Here is a 13386-nt window from a genome sequence, read left to right on the forward strand (position 1 = left end):
ATGGCGAAGCGCGATTACTACGAAGTGCTGGGTGTTCCCAAGAACGCCACCGAAGAAGAGATCAAAAAGTCCTATCGCAAGCTAGCGATGAAGCATCACCCGGACCGCAACCAGGGTGATGGCGCCAAGGCGGCCGAAGAGAAGTTCAAGGAGGCTAAAGAGGCCTACGAGATGCTCTCTGACGCTCAGAAACGCGCAGCCTATGACCAGCACGGCCACGCCGGGGTCGACCCGAACGCCGGCGGCTTCCGTGGCGGCGAGAACATGGGCGGCTTCGCGGATGCCTTTGGGGACATCTTCGGCGACATCTTTGGCGGCGGTGGCCGTCGCGGTGGTGGTGGCGGCCAGCAGGTCTATCGCGGCAATGACCTGAGCTACGCCATGGAGATCACGCTCGAAGAAGCGGCCAACGGCAAAGACACGCAGATCCGCATCCCCAGCTGGGAAAACTGCGACACCTGCGGCGGCAGCGGCGCCAAACCCGGCACCAAGGCCAAGACCTGCACCACCTGCAATGGCTCGGGCACGGTGCACATGCGCCAAGGCTTTTTCAGCGTGCAGCAAACCTGCCCTCACTGCCAAGGCACGGGCAAGATCATTCCTGAGCCTTGCACCACCTGCAATGGCGCAGGCCGCATCAAGAAGCAAAAGACGCTGGAAGTCAAAATCCCGGCCGGTATCAACGAGGGCATGCGCATCCGCTCGGCGGGTAACGGCGAACCCGGTACCAACGGCGGCCTGGCGGGTGACCTCTATATCGAGATCCGCATCAAGCAGCACGACATCTTCGAGCGCGATGGTGATGATCTCCACTGCACCGTGCCCATCTCGGTCGTCACCGCGTCGCTGGGCGGCACCATCGAAGTGCCCACCCTGGCTGGCAAGGTGGAGATCGAGCTGCCGGAAGGCACCCAGCATGGCAAAACCTTCCGCCTGCGCGGCAAGGGCATCAAGGGCATACGCTCATCCTACCCAGGTGACCTGTATTGCCATGTGACCATCGAGATTCCGATCAAGCTGACCGAGCATCAGCGCAAGCTGCTGAAGGAGCTGGATGAGTCGCTCAAAAAGGGTGGCGACAAGCACTCCCCTACGGCCAAGAGCTGGACGGACCGGGTCAAGGACCTGTTCAAGTAAATTGGTGCGTCAACACCCCTCAAACCCACCCTTTGCGGTGGGTTTGTCGCTTCTGGGCGGGCTTTGCCACCAATAAGACCTTGTGTGGCTCAAGTCTTTTCTGCGCATGCCGAAAGCATCGATCATGCTCCTCTCGGGTGCCGTATGGCCCGTCTGGAGTGCCCTGAGCCCTTAATCCTTAAGGGCGAGGCGCATGCCGGAGAACACATCGCAATGGCCACGATTCAAACGCCCTATTCCCACCTGCAAGCCTTGATCATTGACGACATGGCGGTGCAGCAGACCACCTTGCGCGGTCAGTTGACCATGCTGGGCGTAAGCAAGGTGGAACAGGCCTCCAATGCCGAAGATGCTTTGCGCCTGATTCGCGCCAAGCCGCCTGGCTTGGTGCTCTGCGACTTCAACCTCAACAACAAGACCGATGGCCAGCAGATGTTTGAGCACCTGCGAGACAAGGGCCTTCTGCCGGCTGATTGCCTGTTCTTCATGGTCACCGCTGAGAGCGGCTACGCCTCGGTGGCGTCGGCCACCGAACACCGACCTGACGCTTATTTGCTCAAGCCCATCACGGCCAGCGACATCGAAGACCGACTCAAAGCAGCGCTCGAGAGGCGCCAGGCTCTGCTGGCGATAAACCAGCGGCTGGCCAAAGAGGACTTGATCGGCGCTGTTGCCGAATGCGACAAAGTGCTGGCCAAAAAAGACCGCTGGACCATGTCGGTGCTGCAGATCAAAGGACAGACTCTGCTGCAGTTGGGTCGCCACGAGGATGCCAAAGGCGTGTATCGCGCCGCGCTGGATGAACGCCCGAACTTGGTCTGGGCTCAATTGGGCCTGGCCCGCGCCCACAAAGCGGGTGGCCAGTTTGACGAAGCGCGCCAATTGGCCTCGGACATCATTGGTTCTCCGGAAGGCGAAAAGAATGTCGCGGCCTACGACGTGATTGCGGAATCTCTGGAAGCCCAAGGCGATGCAGACGGCGCGCTCTGGGCCTTGAAAGATGCCGCCACGGTTGTCCCCTCCAGCCGTCGCCAACGCTTGGTGGGCGAAGCCGCCTACCGCAACGGTGACCTCGCCACCGCCAAGGAGTGCTTGCAAAAAGTGGCCAAGGCCACGCGCGGCTCCATGACAGCCTCCTCTCAAGACACTCTATTGCTGGCCCAAACGCTGGTGGATACGGGCGACGCAGCCGGCGCCGTCCCGATCTTGGACGACGTGAACACCAAGCCCAAGCACGACCCACAGTACGAGAGCGTTGCCTTGGCCATCAAGGTCCAAGCGCATGTCAAGTCAGGGCAGCCTGAGGCAGCGGCCAAGCTCTTGCTCAAGGCCCGCGAAACCCTGCGCAAAGCCAAAGCCGACTTTGGCACGGTGGCCCTGGCCAAAGCTGAACTGATGAGCGGCAATGAGGCCGAAGGCTTGAAGCTGATGGAGCGAGCCATCAGTGCCGACCATGAAAACACGCGGGTCAAGCAGATGATCGGCAACGCACTGCGCGACACCGGCCACGACGACAAGATCCAGCAAGTGATTGAAGCGGCTGCCGCTGGCCTGCAAAAGCGTGTGACGGATGCGAAGAAGCTGTTCCGTGACAGCAAGATCGACGAAGCCCTAGAAGCCATTGAAGCCGCTTTGCGCGAGTACCCGGAGAACACCGGCGTGCTGCTGCAGGCCGCACAGATGAACTGCTTGTCGCTGCGTTTGAAGCGTGAACTCAATAGCACCGTTGTCGAGCGCGTACGCCTTTACCTGACCCGCTTGGAAAAGCTCATGCCGGCCAACGACCGGGTCACCCAGATGCAGCGCTACTACCGCGAGACGCTCAGCACCCTGGCCACGCCAGCCACCGCCTGACATGGGCCCCGCGCTGGCCGCGCTGATCGTCCATGACCTGAAAAACGGTCTGGGCGCCCTCGAAGCCCAGTTGCTGGCGTTGCAACACACCCATGGCGAGGCTGTGGGCGGCGCGACCTACAAGCACTGTGTGGAGTTGAGGCAGCGCTTTGTTCAGTTCCTGGCGCTTTACGGCGTGGACGGCAACATGCGCGCGCACAGCGCCGACGAATCGCCACAAGATTTGATTCGCCTCATCTGCAAAGACCAGGGTCCTCTGCTGGCCCCTTTGAGCCTGCAGGCCGGCCAGGCCGATCAAGCTCCACCCTACTGGTACTTCGACCGGCGCCTGGTTCGCCTGGCGCTAGAGGCTGCGTTGCACAACGCGCAGCGCTATGCCCGCAGTGCCATCAGCCTATCCGCCCAAGTCCGCGACGGCATGCTGGTGTTCGTGATCGACGATGACGGGCCCGGCCCACAGCCGCCCGACAGGGACGACCCGCAGTCCACGGGTTTGGGCACCGCGCTGTGCCAAGCCGTGGCCACCGCCCACGACCTGAAGGGTCGACGCGGCTTCGCCACCTTGGCGCGCAGGCCCGAAGGCGGCGCGCGGTTTGAGCTGGGTTTGGCGTGAGTTCATTCAGAACAGGCTCTGTTGAACACCACCGCACTGGCCCAGTTGCGCCCTGGCGGGCGGCTTGAACTGACTGTCATCTAGAGCAAAGCGCTGGGTGTTGAGCCCCAACTTCGCCGTGGCTTTAGTGAAACGCTGACGTAAGAGGTCCGCCCATACGCCCTGCCCCGTCATCCGGGAGCCGAAGGAAGCGTCGTTGTCTTTGCCGCCCCGCATGTCACGCACCCGCGCCATGATGCGGGCGGCTCGCTGGGGGACATGCTGCTCTAGCCACTGCTGGAACAGCGGGTTAACCTCCCAAGGCAGCCTCAGCACGATGGAGAAGGCGCGCGTAGCACCGGCCTCCGCAGCGGCCTCTAGGATGTGTTCCAGCTCGGGCTCGTTGAGGAAGGGGATGACAGGTGACACGCTCACGCCGACTGGAATGCCCGCCGCAGCCAGCCGCCGAATCGTTTCCAAGCGACGCCGAGGAGAGGCCGCGCGAGGTTCCAGCACCCGAGCGAGTTCATCGTCCAAGGTGGTGATCGACACATACACCGCCGACATCTGGCGAGCCGCCATGTGGGCGATCAAGTCGATGTCGCGCTCCACCCCAGCAGACTTGGTGATGATGGAGAACGGGTGCTGCGCCTCGCTCAAAACCTCCAGGACTTGCCGGGTGATGCCCAACTTGCGTTCTGCCGGTTGGTAGGCGTCTGTGGCCGAGCCGATGTTCAGCGCTAAGGGCTCGTAGCCACGGCTTGCCAGGGCTTCTCGAAGCCGCTCGGCGGCGTTGACCTTGGCGATGATGCGCGTCTCGAAGTCCAGGCCAGGAGAGAGGTTCAAGTAGCTGTGCGTAGGCCGGGCGTAGCAATAAATGCAGCCATGCTCGCAGCCCCGATAGGGGTTGATGGAGAGGTCGAAGTTGATGTCCGGTGAGTCATTGCCAGACAGAATGCTCTTGACCCGCTCTTCGATGATGTGGGTTTGCGGTGCGAGTGTCTCGGCCCGCGCAGCTTGGTCTAGGCTGCCCCAGCCGTCGTCAAACGCTTGGCGCTGATCTTGACTGAAGCGGTGCTGCAAAGCCCAGGTCGTGCCCCTCCCCTTGCGGGCATGTGGCCCAGGCATGAACATCAAAGGCGAGGCGGCATCTCCGGCGGAGCCGGGTGGGCGGGTGTGGGCTTGAACAATAGACATACTGTAGTTTTATACAGTATTCAATGGGATGCAAGCCCCCTCGTCGGCTCAGCCCTGCAGGCCAGCTTCAATACTCGTCGAACTGCGTGCCCGGTGCCAGGTTGTCAAACTTGGTCAAGGGCTTCAAGAAGGCTAGGTGCAATGAGCCCACTGGCCCGTTACGCTGCTTGCCGATGATGATCTCGGCGGTGCCGGGCACCTTGGAATTCTCGCGGTTGTAGTAGTCGTCGCGGTAGATGAACATGATGACATCGGCATCCTGCTCAATAGCGCCGGACTCGCGCAAGTCACTCATCATGGGCCGCTTATCGGGCCGGGTTTCCACGCTTCGGTTCAACTGTGAGAGTGCAATGACCGGGCAGTTCAATTCCTTGGCCAGGGCTTTCAGGCCCCGCGAGATTTCAGAAATCTCAGTCGCACGGTTTTCACCGGCGCTGCTGCCGGAGCCGCTCATCAACTGCAGATAGTCAATGACGATCAGCCCCAGCTTGCCGCACTGGCGGGCTTGGCGCCGGGCACGGGCGCGCAATTCGGCCGGGTTCAGGGCGGGCGTCTCGTCAATGAAGACCGAGGCCTTGGAGAGCTTGTCCACCGCCTCCGTCAGGCGGCCCCAATCGTCGTCCTTCAAGCGCCCTGTGCGCAAGCCCGACTGATCGATGCGGCCCAGCGAGCCGACCATACGCAGCGCCAACTGCGAGGCACCCATTTCCATGGAGAAGACCACCACCGGCAGGCCCTCAGCCACAGCAACGTTCTCTGCGATGTTGAGCGCAAAAGCCGTCTTACCCATGGACGGACGTGCTGCCAAGATGATGAGGTCGCCGCCTTGCAGGCCGGCGGTCATTTTGTCGAGATCATAGAAGCCAGTACGCACGCCGGTCACGTCTTCGGCGCCGTTCTCTGCCAGTTCGGTTACGCGGTCGATCAACTGCATCACCAAGGTGTCCATGCTCTGGAAGCCTTGTTTGGTGCGCTGCCCTTCTTCGCCGATCTTGAAGATCTTGCCTTCGGCTTCGTCCAGAATTTGCGCGACTTGCCGACCCTGTGGGTTGAAGGCTTGGGTCGCGATCTCGTCACTGGCGGTGATCAGCTTGCGCAGGATCGCGCGCTCACGCACGATCTCGGCATAACGGCGTAAATTAGCAGCACTGGGCACGCTTTGCGCCAGTGCGTTCAAGTAGGCCAGACCGCCGCACTCCTCAGCCTTGCCGAGGTTCTGCAATTGCTCAAACACGGTGATGACGTCGGCCGGTTTGGACGCATTGATCATGCTGCCAATGGCACTGAAGATCAGCTTGTGCTCGAAGCGATAGAAGTCACCCTCGCTCAACACGTCCGACGCTCTATCCCACGCGCCGTTGTCCAGCAACAAGCCGCCCAAGACGCTTTGCTCGGCCTCAATGGAGTGCGGCGGCACCCGCAGGCGGGCAACCTCTTCGTCCTTGGGGCCAGTGCGCGGGTCGTGAGAATCGAAAATCGTGGTCATTGGGGAATCATACGTGGGCACTGCCGCAGCGCCTGTGGACAAGGCTGTGGAAATCCTTGGGGAAGGCTGTGCAAAGTTCAGCCCAACAAAGCAGTGGCGGAAATGAAAAAAGGGCCAGTCCAAGACCAGCCCTTTCGGAGGTGTTAGCCGCGGGTGAACTACCCGCGAAGCACGACTCAGTCGGCGTCGCCAACCACCTTCACGTTCACGTCCACCACCACGTCGGTGTGTGCAGCGACTTGAACGGTGTACTCGCCCACAGCCTTCAGCGGGCCGTTAGGCATACGCACTTGGGCCTTGACGATTTGGAAACCAGCCTTGACCAGCGCATCAGCGACGTCATGGTTGGTGACCGAGCCGAACAGGCGACCATCCACGCCAGCCTTTTGGCTGATGGTGACGGCGTAGCCGGCCAGCTTCTCGCCCACGGCTTGAGCGGCAGCCAGCTTTTCAGCGGCCAGACGCTCCAACTCGGCGCGACGTGCTTCGAATTCCTTGATCGCGACTTCCGTGGCACGACGAGCGCGCTTGGTCGGGATCAGGAAGTTACGGGCGTAGCCGTCCTTGACCTTGACAACATCACCGAGGTTGCCGAGGTTGGCGACTTTTTCCAGCAGAATGATTTGCATGGTGTAAAGCTCCTCAGACCTTGTGTTGATCGGAGTACGGCAGCATCGCCAGGTAGCGCGAACGCTTGATGGCGGTGGTCAGCTGACGTTGGAAGAAAGCGCGGGTGCCGGTCAGGCGAGCCGGCGTGATCTTGCCGTTTTCACCGATGAAATCGCGCAGCAGGTCCACGTCCTTGTAGTCGATGGATTCGACGCCAGTGACGGTGAAGCGGCAGAACTTCTTGCGACGGAACAACAGCGATTGCTGGTTGCGCTTAGGACGACGGTCCTTGGAAAATCTTGACTTTGGCGGGGGCATACGAGTGACCTCTGTAAATGTCTATCCGGGCGTTGAACAGGTCAGTAATCCATCAAGCCAGCTCGGTGAGGTGATACACCAAACCTTTGCCGTTGCGAGAGGTGGTGAGGAAGCCGGCACATTGAACCGGCTCTCCCAACACCAACGCATTCACACTGCGGGTGATCGCCCCAATCGCCACCGCTCTGACCTCCAGGGAGACCTTGCGGGGCTGACCGTCTTCCGTCACCGTGGACTCAGCTTTCAGCTTGAGGTCCAAGGCCGGGACTCCGGCAGGGGTGTAGCGCATCGCGCTACGTTCAATCACTTCTGCGGCAAGAACCCATCGGTTCATAAGGGCCGCACCAGCGTGGCTTGCAGAATCACTGAATTCGTCAGGCGGCTTCTGGAGCGGAAACGGCGGCCTTGCGAGCCTCGTCCTTCTCAACCGACTTCATCATCACCGAAGGGCCAGCCTCGGCCTTTTCGAGCTTGACGGTCAGGTGACGCAGCACGGCGTCATTGAAGCGGAAGCCGGTTTCCAACTCAGCCAGCACTTCCTTAGAGCACTCGATGTTCAGGCACAGGTAGTGCGCCTTGGCGAGCTTCTGGATCAGATAGGCCAGTTGACGACGGCCCCAGTCTTCAACGCGATGGACTTTGCCGCCGCCGTTGATCACCAGGGTCTTGTAACGCTCCAGCATGGCTGGAACCTGTTCGCTTTGATCCGGATGGATCAGCAGAACGATCTCATAGTGACGCATGAATACTCCTTGTGAATTCCTTAGGCGCAGAAGGTGCGCCCAAATGGGAAGCCGCCCGATCGCGTCGACTGACCGGTGCAGCAAGGGGGAAAGCCTTCTAGTATAGCAGAAGGCTTGAGCTTGTTTAGCGCCGCTCTGCCAGCCGCTTCCAAGTCTCGATCACCGAGTCTGGGTTCAGCGAGATGGACACAATGCCTTCGTCCGCCAGCCAATCCGCAAAGTCAGGGTGGTCGCTGGGGCCTTGGCCGCAGATGCCCACATATTTGCCGGTGGCGCGGCAGGCCGCAATGGCGCGTGAGATCAAGGCCTTGACGGCGGGGTCGCGCTCGTCAAAGTCATCGGCCAATTGTTCCAGGCCCGAGTCGCGATCCAGCCCCAAGGTGAGCTGGGTCAGGTCGTTGGAGCCGATGGACATGCCGTCGAAGTACTCCAGGAACTGATCGGCCAAGATGGCGTTGCTGGGCACTTCGCACATCATGATCAGGCGCAGGCCGTCTTGGCCACGCTTGAGGCCACGGCCCGCGAGCAGCTCTTCCACTCGCTGTGCTTGCCGCACGGTCCGCACAAACGGCACCATGATCTCGACGTTGGTCAGGCCCATGTCGTTGCGCACGCGCTTGAGCGCCTCGCACTCCATGCCAAAGGCGTCAGAGAACTCGCCGCTGATGTAGCGCGAGGCACCGCGGAAGCCCAGCATCGGGTTTTCTTCGTCTGGCTCGTAGCGGCTGCCACCGATCAGCTTTTTGTACTCGTTGGACTTGAAGTCCGACAAGCGCACGATCACCGGCTTGGGCCAGAAGGCTGCGGCAATGGTGGCCACGCCTTCGGCGAGTTTGTCCACATAAAACGCGCGCGGGCTGGCATGGCCACGGGCCACCGACTCCACCGCCTTCTTCAGGTCCGGGTCGACATTCGGGTAGTCCAAGATGGCCTTGGGGTGCACGCCGATGTTGTTGTTGATGATGAACTCCAAGCGGGCCAAGCCAATGCCCGAGTTGGGCATTTGCGAGAAATTGAAGGCCAGCTGGGGGTTGCCCACGTTCATCATGATCTTGACCGGGCAGTACGGCATCTCGCCCTGGTTGACCTCGGTCACTTCGGTTTCGAGCAGGCCGTCAAAGACGTAGCCAGTGTCGCCCTCAGAACAAGCCACGGTCACCAGGGCGCCATCGGTCAGGTGCTCGGTCGCATCGCCACAACCCACCACGGCCGGGATGCCCAGCTCACGGGCGATGATGGCCGCGTGGCAGGTGCGACCGCCCCGGTTGGTGACGATGGCGCTGGCGCGCTTCATCACCGGCTCCCAGTTGGGGTCGGTCATGTCGGTCACCAGCACATCACCGGGCTGCACACGTTCCATCTCGGCAATAGAGGTGACCAGGCGCACGGGGCCGGTGCCGATCTTCTGCCCAATGGCACGGCCTTCGGTCAGCAGCATGCCTTGGCCCTTGAGCTTGTAGCGCAGCTCGACCTGACCCGCCGCTTGGCTGCGCACGGTTTCTGGGCGAGCCTGCAGGATGTAGAGCTTGCCGTCCACACCGTCTTTGCCCCACTCGATGTCCATCGGGCGGCCGTAATGCTTCTCGATGATCAAGGCATAGCGGGCCAATTCGATGACATCGGCGTCGTTCAGCGAGTAACGGTTACGCAGTTCGGGCGGTGTGTCCACCGTGCGCACCAGCTTGCCGGACTCGGCCTTTTCTTCGGGCGACGCAAACTCCATGCGAATCAGCTTGGAGCCCAGCGAGCGACGGATCAGCGCTTGCTTGCCGGCTTCTAGCATGGGCTTGTGCACATAGAACTCGTCGGGGTTGACGGCACCCTGCACCACGGTTTCGCCCAGGCCATAGCTGGAGGTGATGAAGACCACGTCTTTGAAGCCGGACTCGGTGTCGATGGTGAACATCACTCCGGCCGCCCCCATGTCTGAGCGCACCATACGCTGCACGCCGGCCGACAAGGCCACATCGGCGTGAGCAAAGCCCTTGTGCACGCGGTAGCTGATCGCACGGTCGTTGTAGAGCGAGGCAAACACTTCTTTCATCTTGTGAAGCACATCGTCGATGCCTTGCACATTCAAAAAAGTCTCCTGCTGGCCGGCAAACGAGGCGTCTGGCAAATCTTCGGCCGTGGCCGATGAGCGCACAGCCCAAGTGACGCTGGGCGTGTCGCCGCTGACGCGAGCAAACTCAGCGCGCACCGCGGCTTCGAAATCCGCTGGGAACGGAGCATCCACCACCCATTGGCGGATCTCGGCGCCGGCCTCGGCCAAGGCGCGCACATCGTCGGTGTTGAGCGCGGACAGGCGGGCATTGATCTTTTCAGTCAACCCACCGTGCTTCAAAAACTCGCGGAAGGCATGCGCCGTGGTGGCGAAGCCACCGGGCACGCGCACGCCGGTGGCGGCCAGTTGGCTGATCATCTCGCCGAGGCTGGCGTTTTTACCGCCAACCACCTCGACATCTGTCATGCGCAGTTGTTCGAACGGTGCGACCAGGGCGGTCGCCGCTGCTGTGTGGGACATAGAAAGCTCCTTGATGACAAAAAATCTTTGTCGCCATCCTGGAGTCTGGCCGGGCACAGCCTAGCCGCCGCACTGGGTTGCTGTTGTTAGAGGCAGCGGAAAAGCGGGTGCACCGGGGTCGCCACCAGCACTTTCGTGCCGGACCGACACTAAAGGATGCGAATTGACCCGGATTCTACGGACGGATTGCCTATCATCACTGAAACTTCGCTGAAACTGGACCGCTATGCCCAATCGCACCGTGTTCTTCATCTCCGACGGCACCGGCATCACCGCCGAGACCTTTGGCAACTCCATCCTGGCCCAGTTTCCAGGTAAGCGTCGGCACATTCGCCGACCTTTCATTGACTCCGTTGAAAAGGCACTCACGGTGCAAGGGGAGATCAATGCCACGGCGGCGGCCGAGGGCGTCAAGCCCGTGGTGTTCATCACGCTGGCCCGGGACGACGTGCGAGACATCCTGACCAGTCCCGAGTGCCAATGCCTGATGATGGACATGTTTGGCGCCTTTGTGGAGCCCCTGGAGGTCGAGTTTGGCATCAAGTCCAACCATCGGGTCGGGCGCTTTTCAGATGCAGCCAAGAGCCAGGAATACAACGAGCGCATCGAGGCCATCAATTTTTCTTTGGCACATGATGACGGCCAATCCGCCAAAAACTTGGAGGCGGCCGATGTGATCTTGGTGGGTGTCAGCCGCTGCGGCAAGACGCCCACCTCGCTGTACTTGGCCATGCAGCATGGCATCAAGGCAGCCAACTACCCCTTGATTCCTGAAGACTTTGACCGGGGCCAGTTGCCTTCCTCGTTGGCACCTCACAAGAAGAAGTGCTTTGGGCTGACCATTGACCCAGATCGGCTGAGCCAGATCCGCAACGAGCGCCGCCCTGGCAGCAAGTACGCCGCCTTCGAGAATTGCCGCTATGAAGTGGCCGAGGCGGAAACCATGATGAAGCGCCACCAGATTGCTTGGCTCTCGTCTACCCATAAGTCGATCGAGGAAATCGCCACCACCATCTTGCGCGATATTCGCCCAGATCGTCTCACCTACTAAGCTGCGGTAGCCAGACGACTGACCTCTGCCGGGCTCAGCGTTTTGAGTTTGTGGTCGCTCCAGACTTGGCGCCAACGCCGCGCACCTGCGAGCCCATGGCGCAGCCCCAGCATGTGGCGCGCCATATGCGCCCAGGGCACGGCAGCGGTTTGCATCTGCTGGCTCATGTAGGCCACCATCTCAGCCTCCACGTCCTCGCGCGTCACGTCTCTGGCCTCGGCGTCACCCCAGAAGCGCTGATCCCAATCGTGCATCAGCCAGGGGTTGTGATAGGCCTCGCGGCCGATCATCACGCCGTCTACATGCTGCAAGTGGTTCTCGATCTCGGCGTTGGTTTTTATGCCACCGTTGATGACGATGGTGAGGTGCGGAAACTCGCGCTTGAGTTGATAAACCAGCTCATAGCGCAGCGGCGGGATGTCGCGGTTCTCTTTGGGGCTCAAGCCTTGCAACCAGGCATTGCGGGCATGGACGATGAACACCTCGCAGCCCGCCTCGGCCACCGTGCCCACAAAGTCGCGCACAAACTCATAGCGCTCGATGCGGTCGATGCCAATACGATGCTTCACCGTCACCGGCAAGCTGCAAGCGTCTCGCATGGCTTTCACGCCATCGGCCACCAGCGGCGCCTCGGCCATCAGGCAGGCGCCGAACGCACCCTTTTGCACGCGCTCTGAGGGGCAGCCGCAGTTGAGGTTGACCTCGTCATAGCCAAAGCGTTCTGCCACTCTGGCGCAAGCCCCCAGGTCCGCCGGGTCACTGCCGCCCAACTGCAGCGCGACCGGGTGCTCGTCCGCATTGAAGGCCAAGTGGCGCTCTTGGTCGCCATGCAGGATGGCGCCGCTGTTCACCATCTCGGTGTAGAGCCGGGTATGGCGGGTGATCTTGCGGTGAAAGGTCCGGCAATGCTTGTCGGTCCAGTCCAGCATGGGCGCAACACTCAGGCGCCAAGGCGAAGGGGCAATGGGTGATTCAGTCACCCGCGCATTATCGCGGGGTGCCTGGCTTGAAGAACCAACGCCGCGCGGGCGTGATCTCAAAGGGCTGCCATGCCCCGGGCGGCTGGGCCAAGCGATCCGCCACCGCATAGAGGGATAGCGGGTTGAGCACCATGCCGATGTGGCTGGCCGGGACTTCAATGTTCTCGGTCTGCGGCCCTTCGGGGTTGAGGCTGCAAGGCCAAGCCACCACACCGTCGGTTCGTGAGTAGATGCTTGTGGTGGGCACAGGCGGTGTGCCGCGGATCTGGGCCAGCATGTCTTCGTCGTGGGCATCCAAGCCACTCACCCACTCAAACAGTCGCCACGCGTTCGTGCCCTGCGGATGGCCCGTGAACGGCGAGCCCAAGGTCACCACGCAACGCACATGGTCCGGTGCTTCTTTGGCCAACTCACGGGCGTAGATGCCACCCAAGCTCCAGCCCACAAGGCTGACGGCCTGACCACTGCTGTAGTGCAAGGCCTTTAACTGGTCTAGACAGGCGGACAGCACCCCTTGTCGAGGGCCGAAGTTGAAACCCTGATGCCAAGGGTGCGCGTCATAGCCCTGGTCGCACAGAAACTGACGCAGCGCCACTGTGCTGAAGTCAGCCACCCCCAAGCCGGGCAGCACGATCACCGGGTGGCCATCACCTTTGGGCAGGCGGCGCAGCCAAGGCGTGGCCGCCAGCAGCGCCGCAAACTCCCAAGGAGCCCGGGCCTCCAAGGCCAACGCCCACCAGCCCGGCGGCGACGTGACGGCTCGCGCCTGTGTCGAATCAGCGGCAGAAGCAGCGGCGGTGATTGGAGACTGGCGACGGGGTCGCCGCTGAGCGGGCTTGGCAGAAGGCGACTTGGGTGAAGAGGGCATGCGTTCTTGAAGACAGTGCAAGCTGGA

The 13386-nt window shown here is 61.4% G+C and carries 13 protein-coding genes; 4 read left to right on the forward strand and 9 right to left on the reverse strand.

The window, feature by feature from the left end:
• The 3 genes from dnaJ (at position 1) to ACIQ3Q_RS06265 (ending at position 3604) form a co-directional block, all read left to right on the forward strand.
• Positions 1–1137, forward strand: a complete 1137-nt coding sequence (gene dnaJ / locus ACIQ3Q_RS06255) for a molecular chaperone DnaJ (protein ID WP_396268163.1) — start codon at positions 1–3, stop codon at positions 1135–1137.
• A gap of 213 nt (positions 1138–1350) precedes the next feature.
• Complete coding sequence (locus ACIQ3Q_RS06260) at positions 1351–2991, forward strand: tetratricopeptide repeat protein (protein ID WP_396268164.1); 1641 nt, start codon at positions 1351–1353, stop codon at positions 2989–2991.
• A 1-nt stretch (position 2992) separates the two neighbouring features.
• On the forward strand, positions 2993–3604 hold the full coding sequence (locus ACIQ3Q_RS06265; RefSeq protein ID WP_396268165.1) for a sensor histidine kinase: 612 nt from the start codon (positions 2993–2995) through the stop codon (positions 3602–3604).
• Between the two features lie 6 nt (positions 3605–3610).
• Here ACIQ3Q_RS06265 and ACIQ3Q_RS06270 read toward each other — a convergent pair whose 3' ends face one another.
• The 7 genes from ACIQ3Q_RS06270 to ppsA all read right to left on the reverse strand — a co-directional run bounded on the left by ACIQ3Q_RS06270 (position 3611) and on the right by ppsA (position 10460).
• A complete protein-coding gene (locus ACIQ3Q_RS06270) occupies positions 3611–4711 on the reverse strand; it encodes a PA0069 family radical SAM protein (RefSeq protein ID WP_396268224.1) in 1101 nt (366 codons plus the stop codon).
• 136 nt (positions 4712–4847) lie between these two features.
• Positions 4848–6266, reverse strand: a complete 1419-nt coding sequence (gene dnaB / locus ACIQ3Q_RS06275) for a replicative DNA helicase (RefSeq protein ID WP_396268166.1) — start codon at positions 6264–6266, stop codon at positions 4848–4850.
• A gap of 176 nt (positions 6267–6442) precedes the next feature.
• A complete protein-coding gene (rplI, locus tag ACIQ3Q_RS06280; RefSeq protein WP_396268167.1) occupies positions 6443–6895 on the reverse strand; it encodes a 50S ribosomal protein L9 in 453 nt (150 codons plus the stop codon).
• Between the two features lie 13 nt (positions 6896–6908).
• Positions 6909–7193 carry a 30S ribosomal protein S18 gene (gene rpsR, locus ACIQ3Q_RS06285; protein ID WP_210807015.1) on the reverse strand — a complete coding sequence of 95 codons (285 nt, stop codon included), beginning with the start codon at positions 7191–7193 and terminating at the stop codon, positions 6909–6911.
• A 52-nt stretch (positions 7194–7245) separates the two neighbouring features.
• Entirely contained in the window at positions 7246–7527 is a 282-nt protein-coding gene (gene priB, locus ACIQ3Q_RS06290) for a primosomal replication protein N (RefSeq protein ID WP_396268168.1), read from the reverse strand.
• A gap of 40 nt (positions 7528–7567) precedes the next feature.
• Positions 7568–7936 carry a 30S ribosomal protein S6 gene (gene rpsF, locus ACIQ3Q_RS06295; protein ID WP_396268169.1) on the reverse strand — a complete coding sequence of 123 codons (369 nt, stop codon included), beginning with the start codon at positions 7934–7936 and terminating at the stop codon, positions 7568–7570.
• A gap of 124 nt (positions 7937–8060) precedes the next feature.
• Positions 8061–10460 (reverse strand): phosphoenolpyruvate synthase, encoded by a 2400-nt coding sequence (gene ppsA, locus ACIQ3Q_RS06300; protein ID WP_396268170.1) that lies wholly within the window; start codon positions 10458–10460, stop codon positions 8061–8063.
• A 226-nt stretch (positions 10461–10686) separates the two neighbouring features.
• On the opposite strand from ppsA, the gene ACIQ3Q_RS06305 reads away from it, so the two are divergent.
• The gene (locus ACIQ3Q_RS06305; protein WP_396268171.1) at positions 10687–11511 is read left to right on the forward strand and encodes a pyruvate, water dikinase regulatory protein; all 825 of its coding nucleotides are present in this window, start codon (positions 10687–10689) and stop codon (positions 11509–11511) included.
• Here ACIQ3Q_RS06305 and dusA read toward each other — a convergent pair.
• Both dusA and ACIQ3Q_RS06315 read right to left on the reverse strand, forming a co-directional pair.
• Entirely contained in the window at positions 11508–12491 is a 984-nt protein-coding gene (dusA, locus tag ACIQ3Q_RS06310) for a tRNA dihydrouridine(20/20a) synthase DusA (RefSeq protein WP_396268172.1), read from the reverse strand. The two genes, ACIQ3Q_RS06305 and dusA, sit on opposite strands and share 4 nt — an antisense overlap.
• 7 nt (positions 12492–12498) lie before the next feature.
• Positions 12499–13359 carry an esterase/lipase family protein gene (locus ACIQ3Q_RS06315; RefSeq protein ID WP_396268173.1) on the reverse strand — a complete coding sequence of 287 codons (861 nt, stop codon included), beginning with the start codon at positions 13357–13359 and terminating at the stop codon, positions 12499–12501.
• Positions 13360–13386 lie beyond the last annotated feature (27 nt).

It is taken from the genome of Ideonella sp. (assembly GCF_044358605.1).
Lineage (GTDB): Bacteria > Pseudomonadota > Gammaproteobacteria > Burkholderiales > Burkholderiaceae_C > Ideonella.

Bases quoted from the DNA above. Each gene is read 5' to 3' on its own strand.
- rpsR (WP_210807015.1), bottom strand. From the start codon at position 7,193: ATGCCCCCGCCAAAGTCAAGATTTTCCAAGGACCGTCGTCCTAAGCGC.
- rpsF (WP_396268169.1), bottom strand. From the start codon at position 7,936: ATGCGTCACTATGAGATCGTTCTGCTGATCCATCCGGATCAAAGCGAA.
- ppsA (WP_396268170.1), bottom strand. From the start codon at position 10,460: ATGTCCCACACAGCAGCGGCGACCGCCCTGGTCGCACCGTTCGAACAA.
- ACIQ3Q_RS06260 (WP_396268164.1), top strand. From the start codon at position 1,351: ATGGCCACGATTCAAACGCCCTATTCCCACCTGCAAGCCTTGATCATT.
- ACIQ3Q_RS06270 (WP_396268224.1), bottom strand. From the start codon at position 4,711: ATGCCTGGGCCACATGCCCGCAAGGGGAGGGGCACGACCTGGGCTTTG.
- rplI (WP_396268167.1), bottom strand. From the start codon at position 6,895: ATGCAAATCATTCTGCTGGAAAAAGTCGCCAACCTCGGCAACCTCGGT.
- dnaB (WP_396268166.1), bottom strand. From the start codon at position 6,266: ATGACCACGATTTTCGATTCTCACGACCCGCGCACTGGCCCCAAGGAC.
- ACIQ3Q_RS06265 (WP_396268165.1), top strand. From the start codon at position 2,993: ATGGGCCCCGCGCTGGCCGCGCTGATCGTCCATGACCTGAAAAACGGT.
- ACIQ3Q_RS06305 (WP_396268171.1), top strand. From the start codon at position 10,687: ATGCCCAATCGCACCGTGTTCTTCATCTCCGACGGCACCGGCATCACC.
- dnaJ (WP_396268163.1), top strand. From the start codon at position 1: ATGGCGAAGCGCGATTACTACGAAGTGCTGGGTGTTCCCAAGAACGCC.
- ACIQ3Q_RS06315 (WP_396268173.1), bottom strand. From the start codon at position 13,359: ATGCCCTCTTCACCCAAGTCGCCTTCTGCCAAGCCCGCTCAGCGGCGA.
- priB (WP_396268168.1), bottom strand. From the start codon at position 7,527: ATGAACCGATGGGTTCTTGCCGCAGAAGTGATTGAACGTAGCGCGATG.